22 protein-coding genes are annotated in these 22479 nt (G+C 52.0%); 8 read left to right on the top strand and 14 right to left on the bottom strand.

Annotation, left to right across the window (positions count from 1 at the left end):
* Nucleotides 1-38 precede the first annotated feature (38 nt).
* Nucleotides 39-1349, top strand: a complete 1311-nt coding sequence (locus OGY17_RS11525; protein ID WP_008784815.1) for an MFS transporter — start codon at nt 39-41, stop codon at nt 1347-1349.
* Between the two features lie 70 nt (nt 1350-1419).
* On the opposite strand, the gene OGY17_RS11520 is transcribed toward OGY17_RS11525, so the two are convergent.
* Entirely contained in the window at nt 1420-2037 is a 618-nt protein-coding gene (locus OGY17_RS11520) for a glutathione S-transferase family protein (RefSeq protein WP_008784816.1), read from the bottom strand.
* 112 nt (nt 2038-2149) lie between these two features.
* On the opposite strand from OGY17_RS11520, the gene OGY17_RS11515 reads away from it, so the two are divergent.
* Both OGY17_RS11515 and OGY17_RS11510 read left to right on the top strand, forming a co-directional pair.
* On the top strand, nt 2150-3079 hold the full coding sequence (locus tag OGY17_RS11515) for a LysR family transcriptional regulator (RefSeq protein ID WP_020996394.1): 930 nt from the start codon (nt 2150-2152) through the stop codon (nt 3077-3079).
* An 89-nt stretch (nt 3080-3168) separates the two neighbouring features.
* The gene (locus tag OGY17_RS11510; RefSeq protein ID WP_198802244.1) at nt 3169-4158 is read left to right on the top strand and encodes a zinc-dependent alcohol dehydrogenase family protein; all 990 of its coding nucleotides are present in this window, start codon (nt 3169-3171) and stop codon (nt 4156-4158) included.
* Between the two features lie 35 nt (nt 4159-4193).
* On the opposite strand, the gene OGY17_RS11505 is transcribed toward OGY17_RS11510, so the two are convergent.
* From OGY17_RS11505 to OGY17_RS11480, 7 genes are read right to left on the bottom strand one after another with little or no spacing between them, the layout of a single operon-like run.
* Nucleotides 4194-4967, bottom strand: a complete 774-nt coding sequence (locus tag OGY17_RS11505) for an amino acid ABC transporter ATP-binding protein (RefSeq protein ID WP_008784819.1) — start codon at nt 4965-4967, stop codon at nt 4194-4196.
* Nucleotides 4951-5877, bottom strand: coding sequence for an amino acid ABC transporter permease (locus tag OGY17_RS11500; RefSeq protein ID WP_286607254.1), 927 nt, complete (start codon nt 5875-5877; stop codon nt 4951-4953). The genes OGY17_RS11505 and OGY17_RS11500 overlap by 17 nt, the downstream gene beginning before the upstream one ends.
* 9 nt (nt 5878-5886) lie before the next feature.
* Entirely contained in the window at nt 5887-6396 is a 510-nt protein-coding gene (locus OGY17_RS11495) for a GNAT family N-acetyltransferase (protein ID WP_003833076.1), read from the bottom strand.
* Nucleotides 6397-6406: 10 nt separating this feature from the next.
* Complete coding sequence (locus OGY17_RS23345; protein WP_502872497.1) at nt 6407-7339, bottom strand: ABC transporter substrate-binding protein; 933 nt, start codon at nt 7337-7339, stop codon at nt 6407-6409.
* Between the two features lie 12 nt (nt 7340-7351).
* A complete protein-coding gene (locus OGY17_RS23340) occupies nt 7352-8665 on the bottom strand; it encodes an LLM class flavin-dependent oxidoreductase (RefSeq protein WP_032943503.1) in 1314 nt (437 codons plus the stop codon).
* Nucleotides 8666-8690: 25 nt separating this feature from the next.
* Nucleotides 8691-9812 (bottom strand): amidohydrolase, encoded by a 1122-nt coding sequence (locus tag OGY17_RS11485; protein ID WP_032943504.1) that lies wholly within the window; start codon nt 9810-9812, stop codon nt 8691-8693.
* The gene (locus OGY17_RS11480; protein WP_100272439.1) at nt 9812-10810 is read right to left on the bottom strand and encodes an LLM class flavin-dependent oxidoreductase; all 999 of its coding nucleotides are present in this window, start codon (nt 10808-10810) and stop codon (nt 9812-9814) included. The genes OGY17_RS11485 and OGY17_RS11480 overlap by 1 nt, the downstream gene beginning before the upstream one ends.
* A 515-nt stretch (nt 10811-11325) precedes the next feature.
* On the opposite strand from OGY17_RS11480, the gene OGY17_RS11475 reads away from it, so the two are divergent.
* Nucleotides 11326-12867: a methyl-accepting chemotaxis protein gene (locus tag OGY17_RS11475; protein ID WP_267439399.1), complete on the top strand. Its 1542-nt coding sequence runs from the start codon at nt 11326-11328 to the stop codon at nt 12865-12867.
* Nucleotides 12868-13147: 280 nt separating this feature from the next.
* On the top strand, nt 13148-14590 hold the full coding sequence (gene ansP, locus OGY17_RS11470) for an L-asparagine permease (RefSeq protein ID WP_048235338.1): 1443 nt from the start codon (nt 13148-13150) through the stop codon (nt 14588-14590).
* 41 nt (nt 14591-14631) lie between these two features.
* On the opposite strand, the gene OGY17_RS11465 is transcribed toward ansP, so the two are convergent.
* From OGY17_RS11465 to OGY17_RS11450, 4 genes are all read right to left on the bottom strand, one after another.
* Nucleotides 14632-14853: a YgdI/YgdR family lipoprotein gene (locus OGY17_RS11465; RefSeq protein ID WP_003020157.1), complete on the bottom strand. Its 222-nt coding sequence runs from the start codon at nt 14851-14853 to the stop codon at nt 14632-14634.
* Between the two features lie 137 nt (nt 14854-14990).
* Entirely contained in the window at nt 14991-16052 is a 1062-nt protein-coding gene (gene yncE / locus OGY17_RS11460) for a 7-bladed beta-propeller protein YncE (protein ID WP_003833093.1), read from the bottom strand.
* Nucleotides 16053-16304: 252 nt separating this feature from the next.
* Nucleotides 16305-17339 carry an NADPH-dependent curcumin/dihydrocurcumin reductase gene (gene curA / locus OGY17_RS11455; RefSeq protein WP_048214160.1) on the bottom strand — a complete coding sequence of 345 codons (1035 nt, stop codon included), beginning with the start codon at nt 17337-17339 and terminating at the stop codon, nt 16305-16307.
* A gap of 58 nt (nt 17340-17397) precedes the next feature.
* A complete protein-coding gene (locus tag OGY17_RS11450; RefSeq protein ID WP_060682179.1) occupies nt 17398-17973 on the bottom strand; it encodes a helix-turn-helix domain-containing protein in 576 nt (191 codons plus the stop codon).
* 37 nt (nt 17974-18010) lie between these two features.
* On the opposite strand from OGY17_RS11450, the gene OGY17_RS11445 reads away from it, so the two are divergent.
* A complete protein-coding gene (locus OGY17_RS11445; protein WP_032935690.1) occupies nt 18011-18529 on the top strand; it encodes a GNAT family N-acetyltransferase in 519 nt (172 codons plus the stop codon).
* A complete protein-coding gene (locus OGY17_RS11440) occupies nt 18526-18975 on the top strand; it encodes a DMT family transporter (protein WP_286607251.1) in 450 nt (149 codons plus the stop codon). Before OGY17_RS11445 ends, OGY17_RS11440 begins: the two co-directional genes overlap by 4 nt.
* Before the next feature lie 64 nt (nt 18976-19039).
* On the opposite strand, the gene OGY17_RS11435 is transcribed toward OGY17_RS11440, so the two are convergent.
* Both OGY17_RS11435 and OGY17_RS11430 read right to left on the bottom strand, forming a co-directional pair.
* Entirely contained in the window at nt 19040-19273 is a 234-nt protein-coding gene (locus OGY17_RS11435) for a YdcY family protein (RefSeq protein ID WP_286607249.1), read from the bottom strand.
* 17 nt (nt 19274-19290) lie between these two features.
* Complete coding sequence (locus OGY17_RS11430) at nt 19291-20889, bottom strand: ABC transporter substrate-binding protein (RefSeq protein ID WP_032943514.1); 1599 nt, start codon at nt 20887-20889, stop codon at nt 19291-19293.
* 282 nt (nt 20890-21171) lie between these two features.
* Here OGY17_RS11430 and OGY17_RS11425 point away from each other — a divergent pair, with 282 nt between their 5' ends.
* A complete protein-coding gene (locus OGY17_RS11425; RefSeq protein WP_286607247.1) occupies nt 21172-22479 on the top strand; it encodes an SrfA family protein in 1308 nt (435 codons plus the stop codon).

Here is a 22479-nt window from a genome sequence, read left to right as displayed (position 1 = left end):
CTACAAAAACGCTCTCAACCTTATGAAAGGAGTGGGTGATGAACACAATAATAAAGCGTACAAAAGTGCGTTACGGCATTCTGATATTTCTGTTTCTTGCGACCGTATTTAATTACGCCGATCGCGCGACGTTATCCGTCGTGGCGCCGATTATGAGCAAAGAATTAGGTTTTGATCCTGAAGCAATGGGGCTGGCCTTTTCTGCCTTCGGTATTTCTTATGTCATTATGCAACTACCCGGCGGCTGGCTGCTGGATCGCTATGGCTCGCGTCTGGTATACGGCTGCGCACTGATTGGCTGGTCGCTGGTCACTATGTTTCAGGGCACCATTTATCTGTACGCCAGCCCGCTTGTCGTATTGATTATCTTACGATTACTGATGGGTGCGATTGAAGCTCCGGCCTTTCCGGCCAATAGCCGATTAAGCGTGCAGTGGTTTCCTAATAACGAACGGGGCTTTGTTACCTCTGTCTATCAGGCCGCGCAATATATCTCGTTAGGGATTATTACGCCGCTAATGACGATTATTTTGCATAATCTCAGTTGGCACTTTGTGTTTTATTACATTGGGGCAATAGGCGTTATTCTTGGCATCTTCTGGTTGGTCAAAGTCAGAGACCCTATGCATCATCCAAAGGTGAACCAGCAGGAAATTGACTATATTCGGGAAGGCGGTGGTGAACCGTCGCTGGGTAATAAAAAAGAACCACAGAAGATTACCTTTGCGCAAATTAAAAGCGTCTGCGTCAACCGCATGATGATTGGCGTATATATCGGACAGTTCTGCGTGACATCCATTACCTGGTTCTTCCTGACCTGGTTCCCTACTTATCTGTATCAGGCGAAAGGCATGTCGATCCTCAAAGTGGGGTTTGTCGCCAGTATCCCTGCCATTGCCGGTTTTATCGGTGGGTTACTGGGCGGCGTTTTCTCCGACTGGCTATTAAAGCGCGGCTACAGCCTGACGATTGCCCGTAAGCTGCCGGTTATCTGCGGGATGTTACTTTCCTGCGTCATCGTTATCGCCAACTACACCTCGTCAGAATTTGTGGTGATCGCGGCGATGAGCCTGGCGTTTTTCGCTAAGGGCTTTGGCAATCTGGGATGGTGCGTACTTAGCGATACCTCGCCAAAAGAAGTGCTCGGTATTGCAGGTGGCGTTTTCAATATGTGCGGCAATATGGCCAGTATCATCACGCCACTGGTGATCGGCATCATTCTGGCGAATACCCAGTCTTTTGATTACGCCATTCTGTACGTCGGTTCGATGGGGCTGATTGGCCTGATTTCTTATCTGTTTATCGTGGGTCCATTGGATCGTATTACGCTGACCCCTTCTGTCGCGTAATTTAAAACTTATGGCGATAGTTCGCCCGCTGTTCCGGGATTTGCACTCCTGCGGAACAGCGTTTTTTTATTCAAATAATCTTATTGCTTTTCAGTACGGTACGCAGCCTCGGATGCTGACAAACCGCATCGGCGATGGCGCTAATATTCGGCGTGTTGTCCTGAAACCAGTCATGTCCTGGTCCCCAGGAGCGCATAACGGCAATGTAAATGTCCAGCAGTGTTAGCTGATCCCCAAATGCGTACGGCTCGGCGCTTAGCTGGTTGTTCAGCCACATATAGAGGGATTTACGGTACTCAATGCAGTTCTTTTTCAACTGCGCCGGGGCGTCCGGTACCCATCGGTCAGGATAATCGGCATAGGTAAACGTGGGATAGACATTTGCCACCAACCATATCAGCAAACGCTGAAACTGCTGGCGTTCGGCGTGTCCAACGGGTGGTGAAAGTTCGGGGCGACGATCGAGGATCATCAGCGCGATCGCCGCCGTTTCCGTCATCACGCTGCCATTTTCCAGTACCAGCGTGGGCACCTGGCATAGTGGATTCATTGTTTTAAGCAACTCCCGCGAAGGACCATCGCTGTCAAAACCGTCCACATCAATAAAGCTGTAAGGGATCTCCGCCAGTGTGAGCATCACTTCACTGATGGCCGATCCCCAGCCCGGTACCCCATAGACCTTAATCATGCTGCAACCCCCAACGTTAAAACCCTAAGTGTAGAGCAGCATTCGGCAACCTATGCAGACATGATTATTACTTTCATAATAACAATGGTCGAATACCGGGGGAGAATAAGCAATGCGTTCCAGTATGTTTGAATACATGAACATTTTTGTACAGGTTGTTGAGCAAGGTGGATTTGCCAGAGCCGCAGATGTGTTACACCTGCACCGCCCTGCGGTGACCAAAGCTATCCAACATCTTGAAGACGATCTGGGGGCAAAGTTGCTTAACCGCACGACTCGTAAAGTGAGTCTGACAGAAGAAGGTGATGCCTTTTACCAACGCACAAAAATCCTGCTCAGTGACGTTGATGACATCATGGCTTCTTTTTCACCTGCCCGCCCGCCGCGCGGAAAACTCAGGGTTAATGCACCTCTGTCGCTGGCGCACTCCGTGTTAGTTCCTGCGCTGAAAGATTTCCAGTCGCGATATCCTGACATCGAGATGGTACTCACCTCCACCGACCGTAGAATCGATATGCTTGCCGAAGGCATCGACTGCATGATCCGTATTGGCGAGCTACAAGATTCGACCTTGATCTCCAGGCGGCTTGGTGAGGTCAAAATGGTGACCTGTGCTTCACCGGATTATCTGCAAAAACAGGGGGTGCCGCAGGTACCAGAGGATTTATCCCGACACCAGGCGCTTAACTTTTTTAGCGAGCGTCATCGCGAAGCGCTGGAATGGACCTTCGTCAATAGAGGTAAAACCGAATCGTTCACCCCCGCAGGGCGGATAAGCGTTGATAACTCCGATATTCTGTTGACCGGCTGCTTATCTGGACTCGGCATTATACGTGGCGTTCATGCTGTCCTTGCGCCCTATCTTCAGTCAGGCCAGCTTGTTGAGGTGCTGGCCGATTATACCGGAGAATCAAAACCAGTTTCGGTGCTTTACCCGGACAGACGTCATCTCGCCCCTCGGGTTCGGGTATTCATTGACTGGTTATGCGAACTTTTTAGCCAACAAAAACCGCGACTTCAGGGATTATTACAAAATAAGTAATAGTGAAGTTCCGCAACAGCGGTTTTTCACTCTCATCTGAGTCGTTAAATTGTGCAGACCCAATACAGAACAATTTACTGAGGTCTGCTATGTCTAAGGTCGTAGTTTTTAATCAAATTGGTGGCGCTGAAGTCCTGAAGATTCAGGAGATGCAGGTTCCCGCGCCTGATGCAAATGAGGTTCAGATCCGCGTGCGGGCTATTGGTATCAACCGTGCGGAAGTTATGTACCGCACCGGACAGTATATTTACCAACCTAATTTCCCGGCGCGACTGGGTTATGAAGCAGCCGGAGTCATTGAATCAGTGGGAGACAACGTACGTGAGTTTGCACCTGGCGATTACGTTAGCGTCATCCCGGCATTCAGCTTTCATCAATATGGAATGTATGGTGAAGTCGTTAATGCCCCCGCTCACGCGGTCGTAAAGCATCCACAAAACCTGAGCTTTACCGAGGCTGCTGCCAGCTGGATGATGTATGTGACCGCTTTCGGTGCGCTGGTTGAATATGCGGATATTAAGCCCGGTGATAACGTGCTGATCAATGCTGCTTCCAGCAGCGTCGGACTGGCGGCAATTCAGATTGCTAACATGCGGGGAGCAAAACCGATTGCGATGACACGGACCAGTGAGAAACGTGATCAGCTGCTGCAACTGGGCGCGGCAGAGGTTATTGCAAGCCAGGAGCAGGATCTGGTGACCGAGATTCAGCGGATTACTGAGGGTAAAGGAACCCGCGTGGTGTTCGATCCGGTCGGTGGCCCAGCGGTGGCAAGAATTGCCCAAGTGATGCCAGCCGGTGGGCTCTTTTTCCAGTATGGTTCGCTTGATTCACGTGACCTTTCTATCCCGGTCATTGAGATACTCGGTCGCCATCTGACCTTCCGCGGCTATGAGATTTTCGAAATCACCACGGACGCAGAAAAACTTGCGCGGGCGAAACGGTTTATCTTTGAAGGATTGCAGTCTGGCCAGCTCAAGCCGCTGATTGATAAAACCTTTGCCTTTGATGATATCGTCGAAGCACATCAATACATGGAAGCCAACGGCCAGGTAGGCAAAATCGTCGTCACTCTGTAACCTCTGTGCGGCACAGCCTTGTGCCGCAATGTGTCTCAAAGCACTTTCGACAAAAACTGCTGAGTGCGCGTGTGGCGTGGATGATTCAGCACTTGCTCGCTGCTGCCCTGCTCGATGATTTTGCCATCGACCATAAACACCACCTGATCCGCCACTTCCCGGGCGAAGCCAATCTCATGCGTTACCACAACCAGCGTGGTTCCCGACTTCGCCAGCGCTTTAATGACATCCAGTACTTCACCGACCAGTTCAGGATCCAGTGCAGATGTAGGCTCATCAAACAGCATGACACGCGGATTTAACGCCAGCGCACGGGCAATAGCGATACGCTGCTGCTGACCTCCGGATAAGTGACGCGACCAGGCATCGGCTTTATTCCGTAACCCTACCGCATCAAGCAGAGTTAATGCCCGCTCGGTGGCGGTTTTACGCGTTGCCAGTCCGTGCGCAATGGGCGCTTCAATCAGATTCTCCAGAACCGTTAAGTGGGGGAACAGATTAAAGTTCTGGAACACATAGCCGACGTTAACACGCTGGCGCAAAATTTCCGCCTCTTTCAGCTCATATAGCTTGTCTCCCTGCCGACGATAGCCAATGTAATCGCCATCGATTTGAATAAACCCCTCATCAACGCGTTCCAGATGGTTGATGGTCCGCAAGAGTGTGGATTTCCCTGAACCGGACGGGCCAAGAATAACCGTTACCGTACCGGGAGGGATCTCCAGCGACACATTATCCAGCGCTTTGTGGCGACCAAAGTATTTGCTAACGCCGGTAATAGAAATATGGCCTTCAGGCGAGCGGGACATGGACGGCCTCCTGCTGTGGACGTTGACGACTGCGTTTTTCTGCACGACTCACCCGGGCTGTGTTGATCGCTGAACGTCGTTCGCTGCGTGCCAACGCACGTTCAACCAGGTGCTGAATTAACGACAGGACGCTGGTGATCACCAGATACCACACCGCACCCACCATCAGCAGCGGGATCACTTCCTGCGTGCGGTTATATATCATCTGGATGGTGTAGAACAGCTCCGGCATTGCCAGCACATATACCATCGCCGTCCCTTTCGCCAGGCTGATGATTTCATTGAATCCAGCAGGCAAAATGGTGCGCAGCGCCTGCGGCAGAATAATCCGCAGCGTACGTCGCCCTGCTGGTAAGCCCAGTGCTGCCGCTGCCTCGTACTGACCGTGATCGACCCCTAAAAATCCACCCCGAATAATTTCAGCGGTATAGGCGCTTTGCACCAGCGTCAGGCCAACCAACGCAGTGGAAAACTGACCGAGTACATTGATGGTCTCAAAACTTCCCCACTGAATGGGAGTGAACGGAATACCAATCGTCAACGTGTCGTACAGATAGGAGAAGTTGTACAAAACGATCAGCACCACAATCAGCGGTAACGAACGAAACAGCCAGATGTATCCCCATGCCAGACCGTTCAACAGCCAGGAAGATGAAAGCCGCGCCAACGCCAGCAGACCGCCGATGACAATACTCAACAGCGTCCCGATCAGCGTCAGTAACAGCGTTTGCCCGAGGCCGGACAAGATAACCGGATCAAAGAACCAGCGGGCAAACACGCTCCATTCCCAGCGCGGATTAAACGCCACGGACTGGAGAATTACCGCAAGGGCAAATAAGGCAATGACCGCGCCTACGGTACGCATGGGATAACGTGCCGGTACGACTCTAATGCTATCTGTCGTTTTCATTTTCTCTCCTCAGGCGATTCTGGCCTGACCGGCAATAGTCAGCAGTTTGGTAAAGCGCAGCCGTCCATCAAACGGCGGCAGGCTGTACTCTTCGGGATCGCGCGTCGTATCAAATTGCGGATCGTAGCCCTGGCTTAAATAAAGTCTGACGGCCTCCGGCTGGCGAAATCCCGTGGTCAGATAAATCCGGCTGTAGCCTGCGAGCAGCGCTCTACGTTCCAGTTCCTGCACCACGCGCGCCGCCAGCCCCTGCTGACGCAGGCTGCTTTTTGTCCAGATGCGCTTAATCTCGGCGGTATCTTTATCGTAAGGTTTGTAAGCCCCGGTGGCGATAATTTCGCCGCGGCGCTCCAGTACCACAAAAAGTCCCTGCGGCGCCAGATACCATTCGGTCAGTTCCACTTCAGCGTCGCGAGAAAAGTAATCGCCATAGCGGGCGGCATATTCACCGAACAGACCGTTCAAAATGGGCTGCAGCTCGCTGGCTTCCGGTGAGAGCACGCGAAATTGATCGCTCACGATGACCTCCTTAGTCGCCTAAACCGGCCGGGTTGATTTCAGATTGTGGAATTCGTTCCCCCCCTTCTCCCCAGCGATTCAGCACCTTGTCATAGTCGCCGTTGCCTATCACGCCGTTGAGGGCGGTTTGTACCGGCAGAACCAGACCGCTGTCTTTTTTCAGCGTCACAGCGATATGTGCCGCTTTTGGCCAACCGCCATCAACGCTACCCACTAATTGCGTTTTACCGTTGAGTGCAGCTTTCCACGCGCCGATTACATTAGGACCGAAGTACGCATCGGCGCGGCCCGACTGTAGGGCCAGGGTTTGCGCGGCATCATCTTTGGTATACACCGGCGTAAACGGCTGTAACCCTTTCTTCACGTTCTCATCGTTCCAGGCCAACAGAATGGCTTCCTGGTTAGTCCCCGAACCGACAATAATGCGTAGTCCTGCGATATCTTCCGCCTGCTCGATTTTCTTCAGCTTGCTACCGGTTTTGACATAAAAGCCAAGAGAGTCCTTCCGATACGTCGCGAAATCGAATTTTTCTTTGCGTGCTTTGGTGACGGTAATATTGCTGATCGCGGCATCGTATTTGCCGGAAGTGACGCCCAGCGGCCAGTCTTCCCATGACGTAGGTACAACGTTGAGTTCCAGTCCCAGACTGTCAGCCACCAGACGCGCGATGTCCGCCTCGCTGCCGATCAACGTCTTATTGTCATCGGCAAAAACGGTCAGCGGTGGCTGGCTGAGCCCGGCGATCGCCACGGTGAATTTGCCCGGTACGGCCAGGTGCAGGTTTGCGGGCAACTGCGCGATCGCCTGCGGGTTTTTTGCTGTATTGATTGGCGCTTTATTGGCTTCCAGGCTTACGCCGGTGCCGTTAATCGTCACCTCATTTGCCCAAACGGTCGCGCTGAAAGCCAGTGACAGCGCGAGAAATACTGATTTTTTCTGCATAGCGTTTTTCTCTTATTGTGTGAATTGATTTGCAGGTGTCGCTAATCCCAGGCTTGCGCGCAGGGTCGTACCGGGATATTCATGGCGGAACAGGCCGCGCGCCTGAAGCACGGGGACAACCTGTTCGACAAAACGCGGGAAGGTATCCGGCGTTCCGCCCTGGATGATAAAACCGTCTGCGGCTTTTTCGTCGAACCACTGCTGCAAGCCGTCGGCAACCTGTTGTGGCGTGCCGCTGAAACGCGGACGTGGACTGGCCGCTTCCAGAGCAACCTGACGAAGTGTTAAACCTCGCTCGCGTGCGTTGCGTTTGATCTCATCAGTCGTACTGCGAAAGCTGTTTTGTCCGAGAGAGCCCAGATCCGGGAATGGTGCGTCCAGCGGATATTGGGCAAAATCATGATGTTCAAAGTAGCGGCCAAGATAGTTCAGCGCGTCAGTAACGGAGACCAGCGCAGCGGTAGTCTGATACTGCTGCTCAACGTCCTCTGCGCTGTCGCCAACAATAACGCTGACGCCCTGGAATATATGCAGTTGATCGGGATGTCGTCCGGCGACTTCCAGCTGGCTTTTTACATCCTGATAGAACGCTTTAGCCTCTGCCAGCGACTCCTGATGGGTAAAAATGGCATCAGCGTGCTGCGCCGCTAATTTCTTGCCATCTGCTGAAGCTCCCGCCTGAAATATAATCGGACGGCCTTGTGGTGTACGCCCAATATTTAATGGCCCAGCGACCTGGAAATAATCTCCATGATGGTTAAGCGTATGCAGCTTTTGCGGATTAAAAAATTCTCCACTTGTTTTATTACGGGTGAAAGCATCTTCTTCCCAGGAATCCCACAGTCCTTTCACTACCTGTAAATATTCATCAGCAATACGATAACGCTGGGCATGCTCTGGATGCTGAGCGCGAGAGTAGTTTTTTGCCGATCCTTCCAGAGGCGACGTAACCACGTTCCATCCGGCGCGCCCCTGGCTGAGATGGTCCAGGCTAGCGAACTGCCGTGCGGTCGTAAACGGCTCGCTGTATGATGTGGACACCGTGCCAACCAGCCCCAGATTCTGGGTGATACTGGCCAAAGCGGATAATACTGTCAGCGGCTCAAAACGATTTAAAAAGTGCGGGATTGATTTTTCATTAATATACAGACCATCGGCGACAAAAATAAAATCCAGCTTCCCTTTTTCCGCAATAAGCGCCGTCTCTTTGACAAAATCAAAATTAATACTGGCATCAGCCTGAGCCGCCGGATGGCGCCATGCGGACATATTTCCCGATGCGCCATGCAGAATAGTGCCGAGCCGTAGTTGCCGATTTTCAGCCATAATAACCCCTACCCAACAGGTAAACTTAAAGGTGTGCGAATGCCGTTTTTGCTAACTGCGCAAAGTAGTGCGCGGCAGGTTCAATTAAACGCTCGTCCGGATTAAATCCCGGGTGATGTAATCCGTATTCACTGGCGCTGCCAATACTGACAAATGCGCCAGGTGTATTTTGCAGGTAGACGGCAAAATCCTCCCCGCCCATATGCAGGTCGGCATGGTGGGTGGTATAGCCTGACTGTTTCGCCACCGCGGTGGCAATATCGGCCCAACGATCATCATTTACCAATGCGGTTGGTCCCGCATGCCAGATTACGTCGATTTGTGCGCCAAAGGCGTGGGCAAATCCGGCGGCAATGTCATTAACCCGGGCCTTAACCTGCTGCTGCACCTGGGTTCGGTGCGTTCTGAGTGTCCCTTCCAGCTCAACGGACTCCGGCAGTACGTTCCATGTGTTTCCCCCCTGAATACGGGTCACGCTGAGCACCACCGAATCCAGCGTGTTTATGTCGCGGCTGGCAACGCTTTGCAGCACCGTTACCAACTGGCTGGCGAGCAGGATGGCATCCTTACCTTCATGCGGACGCGCCGCATGTGCGCCCTTGCCATTAATGCGTAGCACGAAGCGATCGACATTGGCATAAAATGCGCCGCCGCGTGTGGCAAATTCGCCCACCGGCAAACCGGGCTCATTGTGCATACCGAAAATAGCCGCTACGTTTTGCAGCGCACCGGCGCGGATCAACGTTTTTGCGCCGCCGAAACTCTCTTCAGCTGGCTGAAACAAAATACGTACTCGCCCCGGTAAGGTTATTTCCTGCTGTTTTAGCAGCAGTGCTGCACCAAGCATGACGCTGGTATGGACGTCATGCCCGCAGGCATGCATCACGCCCGGCGTGAGTGAACGAAACGGAACATCGGCGCTTTCTTCTATCGGTAGCGCGTCGATATCCGCCCGCAGCGCGATGACATCTTCTCCCTGACCAATTTCCACGACCAGACCGGTTTTCAGCTCGAACGGCAGAATGTCGACGTCCGCAGCGTGCAACCAGGCGTGAATGCGCGCCGTGGTTGCTTCCTCCTGCAGGGAAAGCTCCGGATGCTGATGTAGTTCACGACGCCAGTCGATAAGCGTTGAGCCGAGAGTCATCAGAGCACCTCCACGGCGTTATGGGCTTGCGCTAACAAACGCAGCGATGTCAGACGCGCATGCCCTTGCGCCACTGGCGTGTCGATAATGAACTCGTCAATGCCAAATTGCGTATGCAGAGCATTCAGCTTTGCCATCACCTCCTGAGCGGTGCCGTGTAGCAACGCCTGCTCACGACGCGCGATTTTGCGTGGTGGGCTGCCAGACTGAGCGGCAAACGCCAGCGCCTGTTCTTCGCTGGCTACCGTGACACGTTGACCATCTTCCAGCTCCACGCCCCAGATTTGTACGTTTTCCGCCAGTTGCGCAGCGGTGTCGTAACTGTCAGCCACAATTACCTGCACGGCGACTATCGTCGGGCGTGCACTGTGGGTCTGCCAGAAGGACAAAACGTCATGCAATAACGCTTTGTCACCATTGAGGTGCGCTGCGAAGATGAAATCCCAGTCGGATTGCGCTGCTAACTGCGCGCTTTGCACACTGGCTCCCAGTACAAACTTTTCCGGTGAAATCGGTGGAATTGGCGTCGGGAATACCGTTTCCCCGCTTTCCGTTCCGCTCAGCGCCAGCCAATCGTTAAGCAAAGAAAGCTGGTCGGCAAAACTGCCTTTTTCTTCCTGATGCAGCCCATGCTGTAACGCCTGGGTCGACAGCGGTAAGCCGCCAGGGGCTTTCCCTACGCCGAGATCGACACGTCCAGGAGCCAGCGATGCCAGAAGATTGAAGTTTTCCGCCACTTTGTACGGGCTGTAATGTTGCAGCATTACGCCGCCGGAACCTACGCGGATATGCTGGGTTTGCCCGAGGATCCAGGCGATCACCAGCTCCGGCGATGGGCTGGCCAGCTGTGCCGTATTATGGTGTTCCGCGATCCAGAAACGATGGTACCCCCACTCTTCTGCCAGTTGCGCCAGGCGCAACGTACGGGAAAGCGCGGTCGCGGCAGTTTCACCTTCCCCGATGGGGCTTTTATCCAGAATACTCAGGCGATATGACATGTTACGAGCCTATGTTTGTTAACATGTCTTTATTATTAATTTATCAAATAGCCAAACTGAAACATTTAATTCACATTTGCTCAGCTAAAAAGTAGATAACAACCCCTGTCGCTGCCAGGGTTAAAATTTGGATCGCCCAGTACAGGTCGTAACGCTCAACTGAAAAATACCCGCAATTAATAGCCTACAAAATATAATAGGGTCGTTGGCATCACGGTAATAACATCAAAATCATTTCATGCCAGTTTTCTTTTTACGAAAAGGTTTTTTAACGCGATTTACGTTAAGTCAGTTTAAACGACTTGTCACGTTATACGCTTGTATTAATTGTTTCACTTTTATGACGCAGGATGAATGATTTACATAGAAATTTTTATTTTAACTACTTCCACAGAATTGATGATTAGTAGAGAATGCAACGTTTCTTATTAAAACGGTTTAAAACAGATTTTAATATCCCCCGATTTTATTGCGGGGATTTTTGTATGGATTATACATAGCACCATGGGACCTCTATGAAAAGTAACATACCCGTTACACAAATTGAGCACGCACTTAACGATAAAGCGACGCTGCTTTCTACGACGGATAAAGAAAGTCATATTACCTACGCCAACTCCGCGTTTATTGATGCCAGCGGATTTAACGAACACCAGTTAATGGGCGAACCACATAATATTATTCGCCATCCCGATATGCCTCCCGCGGCGTTCGCCGATATGTGGTACACGCTACAGCAGGGAGACAGCTGGACGGGGATGGTGAAAAACCGTCGACAGAATGGCGACCATTACTGGGTTCGCGCCAACGTTACGCCAGTCTGGCACAATGAAAAACTCACCGGCTACATCTCGGTGCGTACCGTTCCTTCGCGCGATGAAATAACTCAAAGCGAAAACTTATATCAAAAAATTAATAATCAGCAGCTTAAAGGGTTTCGTCTTTTTAAAGGCATTATCATTCGTCGCGGAATATTGTCATGGGCATCAATGTTTAAATGGCTGAGTATTAGCCAGCGCGTCAATTATTCTTTAGGGGTAATCGCCCTGCTCGCTGTGCTATTTCTCTTCGTTCCTGTTAATCCATTTATTCAGGCGGGAGGGTTATTGTTCTTATTTCTGATGCTTGCTATTTACCTTAAGTATCAAATTTGTCAGCCAGTTAATACGCTACTGACGCAAATGAAGAAAGTGGTATCCGGGAGAAAACCTGATAACTGTCATTTAAATCGGGTGGATGAGATCGGAATGCTGATGCGTCTGGTTAATCAGTCCGGGCTTAATCTGAATTCCCTGGTCGATGATGTCAGTACGCAAATATCCGGTATTCGCGCCATCAGTCAGCGGGTATCAAAAGAAGGTACGGCGCTGCACAAGCGTTCAGAAGAAACCTCCGCCGACCTGCAACAAACCGCTGCCGCCATTGAAGAAATTGGTAGCGCGGTACAGCAAACTGCTGAGACTGCGGCTCATACTATGACCATGGCCGATAAAACCAGCGCCAATGCGGCAGAAGGCGGCGATATTATGAAACAAACTATCGCCATGATGCAGGCGATATCGCGTGACAACGGGCAAATAGTCGACATCATTGGCGTTATCGACAGCATTGCTTTCCAGACTAATATTCTGGCGCTCAATGCCGCGGTTGAGGCCGCGCGAGCCGGGGAGTCCGGGCGTGGTTTTGCCGTTGTGGCGGCAGAGGTCCGTAATCTGGCGCAGCACTCGGCGTCTGCAGCAAAAGAGATCAAACAGCTGATTGAGAAGAACGTCGCCAACGTCAATAGCGGCGTCAAAATGGTGGAGCAAACGGAAACGCATCTCACTGGGATGATTGGCGATGTCCTGCAGATGTCGATGATGATCAAAGATATTAGTCTGGCGACGCGTGAGCAAACCCAGGCGCTGGATCTGATTAACGATTCGATTTCACGCGTTGGCACCATGACACACAATAACGCCGAGATGGTGGAGCGTGTCACCGATGCTACCGCCGATCTGACTCAACGTTCATCGCGCTTACAGCAGGCCGTTCAGGTCTTTGGCGTATCAGCATAACCTTACGGCGCTTATCGGGTGAATGTCTCGATAAGCGCACACCTCTCCACGTATTTACGCCCTTCTCTTTTATTGGCTGAATCGAGGCCACACCGCGCCAGTGCTGGCTGTACAAAAATGCTGAATTCTTGTTATCGGGGCTTTGCGGAACCGAACAATTGAATGTAGGATGCTCGGCCGGCAGTTTTCCCCCGTAACACAATGAAGGGTAAGGCTGTTTTCGCCGCAGCAGGTGCGGCAAAAAGGATTTTGTATTTTTGTCAGGTCAACAGGAAAAGTAATGAACACAAACAACACGCAAGCCGCGGAACAACATGCGGCGAAACGACGCTGGTTGAATGCCCACGAAGAGGGGTATCACAAAGCGATGGGTAATCGACAGGTACAAATGATCGCCATTGGCGGCGCAATCGGTACCGGGTTGTTTTTAGGGGCTGGCGCACGCTTGCAAATGGCGGGTCCTGCTTTGGCGCTGGTTTATCTGGTGTGCGGTATTTTTTCGTTCTTTATACTGCGTGCGCTTGGTGAACTGGTTTTACATCGCCCTTCCAGCGGCAGCTTTGTCTCCTATGCTCGCGAATTTTTAGGTGAGAAAGCCGCCTATGTGGCTGGCTGGATGTACTTCATCAACTGGGCGATGACCGGCATTGTCGATATCACCGCGGTGGCGTTGTATATGCATTACTGGGGCGCATTTGGTGATGTACCGCAGTGGGTGTTCGCCCTCGGCGCGCTGGCCATTGTCGGCACCATGAACATGATCGGCGTGAAGTGGTTCGCGGAGATGGAGTTTTGGTTTGCGCTGGTCAAAGTGCTGGCGATTGTGATTTTCCTGGTGGTGGGTACCGTCTTTTTAGGCACTGGAAAGCCGCTGGATGGTAACGCCACCGGTTTTCACCTAATCACCGACAACGGTGGATTCTTCCCACATGGTCTGCTTCCAGCGCTGGTACTGGTTCAGGGGGTAGTTTTTGCGTTTGCCTCCATTGAACTGGTGGGCACCGCTGCTGGAGAATGCAAAGATCCGCAAACCATGGTGCCAAAAGCGATCAATAGCGTTATCTGGCGTATTGGTCTGTTCTATGTGGGTTCTGTCGTTCTGCTGGTTCTGTTACTGCCGTGGAATGCCTATCAGGCGGGGCAAAGCCCGTTTGTTACCTTCTTCTCCAAACTGGGCGTGCCGTATATCGGCAGTATCATGAATATTGTGGTGCTCACCGCGGCGCTTTCCAGCCTTAACTCTGGGCTGTACTGCACCGGGCGTATTTTACGTTCCATGTCGATGGGCGGATCGGCGCCTAAATTCATGGCTAAAATGAGCCGTCAACAAGTACCCTGGGCTGGGATCCTCGCCACGTTGGTCGTCTATGTCGTCGGGGTATTTCTGAACTATCTGGTACCGTCGCAGGTGTTTGAGATCGTGTTGAACTTCGCGTCGTTGGGCATTATTGCGTCGTGGGGCTTTATCATGGTCTGTCAGATGCGTCTGCGCCGGGCCATAAAAGAAGGTAAAACGGCAGACGTCAGCTTTAAACTGCCGGGCGCTCCGTTTACCTCGTGGCTAACCCTACTGTTCCTGCTGAGCGTGCTAGTGCTGATGGCGTTTGACTATCCAAACGGCACCTACACCATCGCGTCATTACCATTGATTGCCATCCTGCTGGTTGCAGGCTGGTACGGCGTACGTAAACGCGTCGCGGAAATCCACCGCACCGCGCCGTAATGGCTGAAGGCCTGACTGGTTAACCCTTCAGGCCTTCATTTTTAGTTCGCTTCAATCAACTGCGCTACATCGTTGCTGTTAATTTCCCGCGCATTTCCATCCTGATCGGTATAGCTGGTCATTCCCGTATCTTTATCCAGTTTTGGCTTACCCTGGGTGGTGATGGTTTGTCCGCTTTTGGTCGTCATGACGTAATCGGTGGTACATCCTGCAAGGGTAAACAGCATTACGCCTGCACAAAGACAGATAAATGGCTTTTTCATGGTATTCCCGTGTTATTCAGTTAGCCGTTGAGGGCGTAGTGTAAGTCCCTGAAGTGGCTCGGGCTACTGGCGGGGTGTAACGAGGCGTATCGTGGGGTTTAGAGAAATGACAGGAGGGGTTTCCCCCTCCGGATGTTTTATAGCGCAATACGAATAACATCGTCCGGCTGGGTGGCTTCCTGCTCGCGGGTAGATTTCTGTTTCACGCTGACGTACAGGGTTTTACCATCGGCGGAGAGCGCCAGGCTATTCGGGAACGTTGGGGTCTCGAATGTTTTGACGACTTTATAGCTTTTCGCGTCGATCACACTCACTTTACCGGCCTGGCGATGAGTCACGTAGGCTTCATTACGCGTTGGGTTGAACAACACGGCCAGGGATTCCGGCGCGGCTACTTTTGCCAGTACATTGCCATTACGGGTATCGATTACCAGCACTTCCGCCGCTTTAGAGTCGGTGACAAATGCGCGGTTGCCCGCTGTGTCCAGGCTCAGGTTGATAAAGAAATGCTCTTTCCCGTCATCCAGCAGTTTTTTGCGGCTGAGAATTTTGTTAGTGGCGGTGTCAATGGTAATGAATTCACCGTCGGCATTGGCGGTGTACAGGCGTTTAGCCTTGCTGTCGACAGCCAGAGCGGTGCTCATTTTGCCGGTATTCTGGATGGTGTCCTTCAGCTTGATCGTCTCACCGTCCACCACCCAAATCACGCTCTCTTTACCAATACCGCTAATGTATACCGTGTTGGTGGCATCATCGGCGACCAGCTCACGCGGCTGCAGCGGGCGAACGTCTTCAGAACGCTTACGCGCATCCAGCACCAGACGTCCTTTCACCGCACCGGTTTTGGCATCCATCGCCGTAACCGCGCTGTTTACCGTGTTGCCGAACCACAGCGTTTGCGTGGCGTTGTTGATGGTGGCACCAAATGGTTTGAGATCGTTATGAATCACCTGGGTCACTTCGAGGGTGACCGGGTCAAGACGATAAACCACCCCGCCGGTATCCAGTTTGCGGCTCTGTGAGGTCGCCAGCCACAGCGCGTTCTCTTGCTGGCTGTACGCCATTTCATAGGCGCCTTTGCCGACGGCTTTGCGCAGCAGTTCTTCTGCAGCCTGCGTAGTAAAAGATGATGCAACGAGCAGTGAACCTAACAGTAAAGAACCACGCAGACGCGGCGAAAACAGATGACGTAAAGACATGACGACTCCCTTTGATAAATTCGTTTGTTACTGCTTCACATAGCTTCAATGAGCAAAATCATGGTTTTGCCTTTTTAAGAATGAGAATAGTAATCATTATTTATCTCAATGTGGAGTGTTTATTCGCTTTCGGGTAGTAACCTTCTTATTTTCTCCATGAATACCAGATAACGACATTGGCATTTTACCAGGCCTACATTTTGTACGAAGCAGGCCTGGTTACAGGCATTCACCGTCTTCCACCTTTACGCATCAATCCTCAGCAAGACGAATCACTACCTTGCCGAAGTTTTTGCCGGTCAGCAGACCGATAAAGGTTTGTGGCGCATTTTCCAGACCGTCGGTCACCTGCTCGCGGTAGTGGATTTTGCCCTCTTTAACCCAGCGCCCCATCTCCCGCTGAAACTCATGAATACGGTGTCCATAATCCTGACCAATGATAAAACCCTGCATGCGGATACGCTTTTTCAGCAGCGTTGCCATTAACAGCGGTAATCTGTCAGGTCCGGCCGGAAGCGACGTTGCGTTATAACCGCTGACCAGGCCACAAAGCGGAATCCGCGCTGAGGTATTGAGCAATGGCAGAACGGCATCAAATACTTTTCCACCGACGTTTTCGTAATAAATATCAATACCCTGCGGGCAGGCTTTTGCCAGTTGTTGCGCAAAATCTTGTGCGTGGTGATCGAGACAGACATCAAAACCCAAGACCTCGGTGGCATGTCGGCATTTCTCTGCCCCACCCGCCACACCTATCACCCGACAACCCTTAAGCTTACCGATCTGCCCGACCGTTGCGCCAACCGGCCCGGTTGCGGCAGCTACCACCAGCGTTTCCCCGGCTTTTGGCTGACCGATATCCAGCAGGCCCATATAAGCGGTAAACCCCGGCATACCCATAACTCCCAGCGCCCAGGAGGGATGCTCGGGATGATCGCCAAGCTTCACCAGCCCGTTACCGTCGGAGATGTCATAGTCCTGCCAACCGCTGTAGCTCAATACCCATTCGCCTGGCTGGTAGTCCGGATGGTGGGATGACACCACGCGACTTACGGTACCCCCCACCATAACACCACCAATCTCTACTGGTGGTGAGTAAGATGGCTCATCGCTCATGCGGCCACGCATGTAGGGATCAAGGGAAAGATAAACGGTGCGCAACAACATCTGGCCTTCGCCCGGTGTTGCGACTTCATCTTCTTCAAGACGGAAGTTCTCTGGGACTGGCGCGCCATGTGGACGGGAAGCCAGTACCCAACGACGGTTACGATTAGTCTGTTGACCCATGATGTGCTCCTCTGCTTTTGGCATGAATCCATCAATAGTAGCAGCCCGTTCCTGCTATTTAGCTGACGATGTGATTTAACCGCACAACCAGGTAAACGCAGGGTTGCGCGGCTTCATTGATAAACCGACAGTCATTCGGCGGGCCAAGTTCCAGGCAATCACCTGCCTGCATTTCATGGCGTACGTCCCCTTCGACAAAGACTAATTCTCCCTGCTGTAACCAGATAAGTTGTCTGGCCTGCACATAGGAAGAGGCTGGCATCGGGATATCACTTCCGGCGGGTAATTCGATCTGCACCAGATCGATAGGCAGATCGCTGCGCGGTGAAACATGGCGGCGCAGATAGTGACTTTGTGGATCGTGCCAAACAGGCTGATCGACGAAGCGCAGCAGCTTGCCCTCTTGCATTTCAGCCCGCGCAATCAGGGTAGACATGCTAATGCCAAACGCGCCGGAAAGCCTGCCCAGCAGCGTAGCCGTTGGACTACTCTCGCCGCGTTCTATTTTATGGATCATGGCCCGCGACACACCCGCGCGCTCGGCAAGTTCCGTGAGTGACCAACCGCGAGATTCCCGCTCGATGCGAATTCTTGCACTGATCCGTTGATTTATGCTGTCTTCAATAGTATTCATATTGTAATACTATAGTGAACAAGCCCTGAGGTTCAACATGTCAATTCGATTTGCCAGCAAAGAAGACTGCGCCGCCATTGCAGAAATCTACAACCATGCGGTACTGCATACGGCGGCTATCTGGAACGATCAAACGGTCGATGCCGAAAACCGTATTTCCTGGTATGAAGCCCGCCAATTGATGGGGTATCCGGTGCTGGTGAGTGAAGAGAATGGCGTTGTTACAGGATACGCCTCCTTTGGCGACTGGCGTAACTTTGATGGCTTCCGTCATACCGTTGAACATTCGGTGTATGTTCATCCTGAACATCAGGGAAAAGGGCTAGGACGGGCACTGCTCAGCAGACTGATAGACGAAGCCCGCGCATGCGGCAAGCATGTAATGGTGGCAGGTATTGAGTCTCAAAATCAGGCATCACTGCATCTGCACAGCTTGCTGGGCTTTAAAACCACCGCGCAAATGCCGCAGGTTGGCACTAAATTTGGGCGGTGGCTGGATCTGACCTTCATGCAGTTACAGTTAGACGATCGCCGCGAACCGGATGCCCTTAGATGAACCAGACGCTGACCCTCTCCTTTCTGATTGCCGCGGGTATTGGTCTGGTGGTGCAAAATACCTTGATGGTACGCATCACCCAGACATCCTCGACGATCCTCATCGCCATGTTGCTTAACTCGCTGGTTGGGATCGTGCTGTTTGTCAGCATATTGTGGTTTAAGCAAGGTTTGGCAGGGTTTGGTGAACTGGTATCCAGCGTGCGCTGGTGGACGCTCATCCCCGGCTTGTTGGGATCGTTCTTTGTTTTCGCCAGTATTAGTGGGTACCAAAATGTGGGGGCCGCTACCACTATCGCGGTGCTGGTGGCTAGCCAGTTAATCGGCGGGCTGGTGCTGGATATTCTACGTAGTCACGGCGTGCCGCTGCGGGCGCTGGTAGGTCCGATCTGTGGCGCGGTGCTGTTGGTCATCGGGGCGTGGCTGGTGGCGAGACGTTCATTTTAATTGCCTGACGGCGCTTCGCTTATCAGACCTACAGAACGTGTCTGTAGGTCGGATAAGTGAAATATCAGAGGATTGTGCCGCCTTTGGTCAACTGTTCGCGACGGGCTTCCATATCTTCTTTATGCTGACGGCCATGATGTGCGATAGCCGTACGCAAACGCTGTTGCTGGGTATAGCGATCTTCCCGGCTCAACGCGACATCATCGCTGAGCTCAATCAGCAATTCATTCATATGCGTAATGACGCTCTCTTTAATGGCGGCATCAACACGTGCGCTGACCTCATCCAGATGCGACATAACCTCTCCTTAACTCATTAATTTAATTTTGCTTTTGAAAAATCACTGCCCATCAGGCTGACGCTGTATCCGCTGACGTTGCTGCGCGTAGCGTAGAACGTTTTACCGTTTGCCAGAGCTATCCACGGAGCCTGCTGGTAGAAAATCTCTTGCGATTGCTGGTAAAGCGCGGCGCGCTCTTCCGGTTTACTCACCAGCTTCGCCTTTTGAACCAACGAATTATACTCTTTATCGCACCAGCGCGCGGCGTTAGATCCGGTTTTTATGCTGTCGCAGCCCAGCAGCACATCGGCGAAGTTATCCGGATCGCCGTTGTCTGACATCCAGCCAAACAATGCGGTGTCATGCTCACCTTTACGCATTCCGGAGAGATATTCCCCCCACTCGTACGACACAATTTTCGCCTTCACGCCCACCTTTGCCCAGTCGCTCTGGATCATCTCAGCAATCCGTCGGGAGTTCGGGTTGTAAGGGCGCTGAACCGGCATTGACCACAGCGTCGCTTCAAAGCCGTTTTCCAGCCCCGCCTGCTTCAGCAGATCTTTTGCCTTTTGCGGGTCGTAAGCGTAATCCTGCAGATCTTTATTGAAGCCCATCATATTCGGCGGAATCGGCGATTTTGCCACCGTACCGGAACCTAAAAAGACGGCGTTAATAATGGCCTTTTTATCGGTCGCGTAGTTTAGCGCCTGACGCACCAGTACGTTATCAAACGGTTTTTTCTCGGTATTAAACGCCAGATATCCGACGTTCAGCGCTTCAACCGCATGCAGCGTCAAATCTTTATTCTTTTTAATTTCGTCAAACTGTACGGGGGCTGGTGCCGGGATTATCTGGCACTCATTGGTTTGCAGTTTTGCCAGCCGCGTCTGGACGTTTGGAGTGATTGAGAAGATCAGGTGCTTCGTTGGAACGGCGCCATCCCAGTAGTTCGGGTTGGCAAGATAGCGGATTTGCGAGTCCTGCTTGTACTGTTGCAACACGTAAGGCCCGGTGCCAATCGGCCAGTTATCGACGTTTTCCGGGGTGCCTTTTTTCAGCATCGCGTCGGCATATTCCGCAGAAAGGATAGAGGCAAAATCCATACCCCAGTCGGCAAGAAACGCAGCATTAGGTTCATTGAGGACAAACTGAACATGATAATCATCGACCTTCTTCACTTCTTTAATCAGTTTATCCAGACCAACATCGTTAAAGTATTCGTAGCTTCCCTGAGAAACCTTGTGATACGGATGATCGGCATCTTTCTGCCGTAATACCGAGAAAATCACGTCATCTGCGTTGAAGTCGCGGGTCGGTTTAAAGAATTTATTACTGTTGAATTTCACGCCCTGACGCAGGGTAAACGTATAAGTCTTACCGTCCGGGGAAATCGTCCAGTCCGTTGCCAGAGACGGTATCGGGGTATTCTTTACTGGATCAAAGTTGATGAGTCGGTTGTAGAGCACCTGTGAACTGGCCACAAATGAAGGACCTGAACTGGCGATTTGCGGGTTAAATGACTCCGGAGATGCTTCAGAGCAATAGATGATGGTGTCAGTATTGGCCGCGAACGCAGCGCCTGACGGTAAGACGGCGCTGAGAGCCAGCGCGAGTAACGTTTTCCTTGCAATCATGGTTATAAGCCTTCTTATTTTATTATTAACAGGGATATCAGAGCATAGCTGACAAAAACTGACCAATAACAAATCACTATCAGGTTATTCTAATCCGGTGTATTTCGCTGAATAATTCATCACTCCAAGCGAATTAATTTCCCTTAAGTCTTTTTCAAAACGTCAAGATTTTTCCCGGCACTCTATGCCATGAAAATTAGCCCCTTTTTGCCTCTCTTTCGCCGTTTGCTCGTTTTTATAAAACGTAAAGTAGATACGTGAAGAAGTCTAAGGGGTAACAACGTGGCAAAAACTCTCTTGCGCAGCGGCAATTTGGATGACTATCAGGCCGTGGGCGGCGGTGGTCAGGCCGTGTTTGATTCAGCATTGCAAATTCGTGAAACGCTTCGTCTGCGTAAACAGCAGGCGATGGTGGATTGTCTGGCGATCCCACAAATTAACGACAACGGCGATCGGGTTGACTGGTATTCCCCGATAGAAGGGAAAGCCGTGGCGTGGAAAGCCGCTGATGAAGAAGCACGTTTTCGTGCGCTGCGCTATCTGGGGAGCACGCTGGAAAATGCGGCGACCCTGAGCCGTAAAAGCCTGCAATCGGGGAAAACTTCCCTACAGCTGTTTGGCTCACTGCTCGAAAAAGCCATCCAATTTCCCGGTGAAAATCACGTGTTTCTGGTTGATGGCAAACCCGTTATTACGTTCTGGGGCTTCGTCAATCTGAATGAAAATCCCCGCGACGATGTGCTCGACTGCCTGCGCATTGCCGATGTGCCTCCTGTGGTTACCGTAGCAGAGCCAGAACAGGAAGAAGAAATCGCACCGGAAATTACCTTTGCCGAGGCCGATGTCCCCTTACTGACGCCGGTCGTTGATCTGCCAAAACCGGTTGAACCTGAACCTCACCCCCCGGTTATTGTTAACGAACCTGAAGTCACTGCCCCGCCGGTACATGAAAAGCCCATACGCCGCATACCGCTGTGGAGCCTCCCCGTTGCCGCAGTGATTATTGCAGCCATCGTTGGGCCGCGGCTGTGGAAGCAACAGACCACCCAGCCCGTACCCGCAGTAGCCGCTATTGAAGTCGCTAAGGTTGATATGGCACCGCTGCCAGCACTGACATCTGTACTGCCCCTGCATCGTGCTGAAGTGACTCCAGCTCCGAAGAAAGAGAAACCTGTCGAAGGACCGGTGGTGATCGCCGCGATTCCAAAAGATGCGCTGGTGATGGATGCCAACCAGATGAAGGCAGGAACGACGCGTTTTCTCAACGGTAACTGGCGCGTCATGGTCGATGTTAAAGATCCGGTGAGCGGCAAAGCGCCGTCTCTGCGCTATCAGATCCAGGCCAATAAAGGCACTGCGCGCGTGGTTCATGGTGACAACATTGTTTGTCGTGCCGAGATTTTCTCTGGTTTGCACCAGTCGGGTGAATTAATGATTAAGAGTCGCGGCAATGCCCGTTGTACCGACGGTTCACGTTATCCGATGCCTGAAATTACCTGCAAAGCGGGAATCAATGACGTCGCCGCCTGTACCGCGCGTTATGACGATCACGCGGAAATCCCTCTGACGATCAAAAAGATAGGTGCCTGA

This window comes from Citrobacter sp. Cpo126 (genome assembly GCF_030332445.1).
In the GTDB taxonomy this organism is placed as follows: Bacteria; Pseudomonadota; Gammaproteobacteria; order Enterobacterales; family Enterobacteriaceae; genus Citrobacter; species Citrobacter portucalensis.
This window is presented reverse-complemented; position numbering and strand designations above follow the sequence as displayed.

Bases quoted from the DNA above. Each gene is read 5' to 3' on its own strand.
- OGY17_RS11515 (WP_020996394.1), top strand. From the start codon at position 2,150: ATGCGTTCCAGTATGTTTGAATACATGAACATTTTTGTACAGGTTGTT.
- OGY17_RS11465 (WP_003020157.1), bottom strand. From the start codon at position 14,853: ATGAAAAAGCCATTTATCTGTCTTTGTGCAGGCGTAATGCTGTTTACC.
- yncE (WP_003833093.1), bottom strand. From the start codon at position 16,052: ATGTCTTTACGTCATCTGTTTTCGCCGCGTCTGCGTGGTTCTTTACTG.
- OGY17_RS11510 (WP_198802244.1), top strand. From the start codon at position 3,169: ATGTCTAAGGTCGTAGTTTTTAATCAAATTGGTGGCGCTGAAGTCCTG.
- OGY17_RS11485 (WP_032943504.1), bottom strand. From the start codon at position 9,812: ATGACTCTCGGCTCAACGCTTATCGACTGGCGTCGTGAACTACATCAG.
- OGY17_RS11435 (WP_286607249.1), bottom strand. From the start codon at position 19,273: ATGTCGCATCTGGATGAGGTCAGCGCACGTGTTGATGCCGCCATTAAA.
- OGY17_RS11430 (WP_032943514.1), bottom strand. From the start codon at position 20,889: ATGATTGCAAGGAAAACGTTACTCGCGCTGGCTCTCAGCGCCGTCTTA.
- OGY17_RS23345 (WP_502872497.1), bottom strand. From the start codon at position 7,339: ATGCAGAAAAAATCAGTATTTCTCGCGCTGTCACTGGCTTTCAGCGCG.
- curA (WP_048214160.1), bottom strand. From the start codon at position 17,339: ATGGGTCAACAGACTAATCGTAACCGTCGTTGGGTACTGGCTTCCCGT.
- OGY17_RS11475 (WP_267439399.1), top strand. From the start codon at position 11,326: ATGAAAAGTAACATACCCGTTACACAAATTGAGCACGCACTTAACGAT.
- OGY17_RS11440 (WP_286607251.1), top strand. From the start codon at position 18,526: ATGAACCAGACGCTGACCCTCTCCTTTCTGATTGCCGCGGGTATTGGT.
- OGY17_RS11520 (WP_008784816.1), bottom strand. From the start codon at position 2,037: ATGATTAAGGTCTATGGGGTACCGGGCTGGGGATCGGCCATCAGTGAA.
- OGY17_RS11445 (WP_032935690.1), top strand. From the start codon at position 18,011: ATGTCAATTCGATTTGCCAGCAAAGAAGACTGCGCCGCCATTGCAGAA.
- OGY17_RS11500 (WP_286607254.1), bottom strand. From the start codon at position 5,877: ATGAAAACGACAGATAGCATTAGAGTCGTACCGGCACGTTATCCCATG.
- OGY17_RS11480 (WP_100272439.1), bottom strand. From the start codon at position 10,810: ATGTCATATCGCCTGAGTATTCTGGATAAAAGCCCCATCGGGGAAGGT.
- ansP (WP_048235338.1), top strand. From the start codon at position 13,148: ATGAACACAAACAACACGCAAGCCGCGGAACAACATGCGGCGAAACGA.
- OGY17_RS11525 (WP_008784815.1), top strand. From the start codon at position 39: ATGAACACAATAATAAAGCGTACAAAAGTGCGTTACGGCATTCTGATA.
- OGY17_RS23340 (WP_032943503.1), bottom strand. From the start codon at position 8,665: ATGGCTGAAAATCGGCAACTACGGCTCGGCACTATTCTGCATGGCGCA.
- OGY17_RS11450 (WP_060682179.1), bottom strand. From the start codon at position 17,973: ATGAATACTATTGAAGACAGCATAAATCAACGGATCAGTGCAAGAATT.
- OGY17_RS11505 (WP_008784819.1), bottom strand. From the start codon at position 4,967: ATGTCCCGCTCGCCTGAAGGCCATATTTCTATTACCGGCGTTAGCAAA.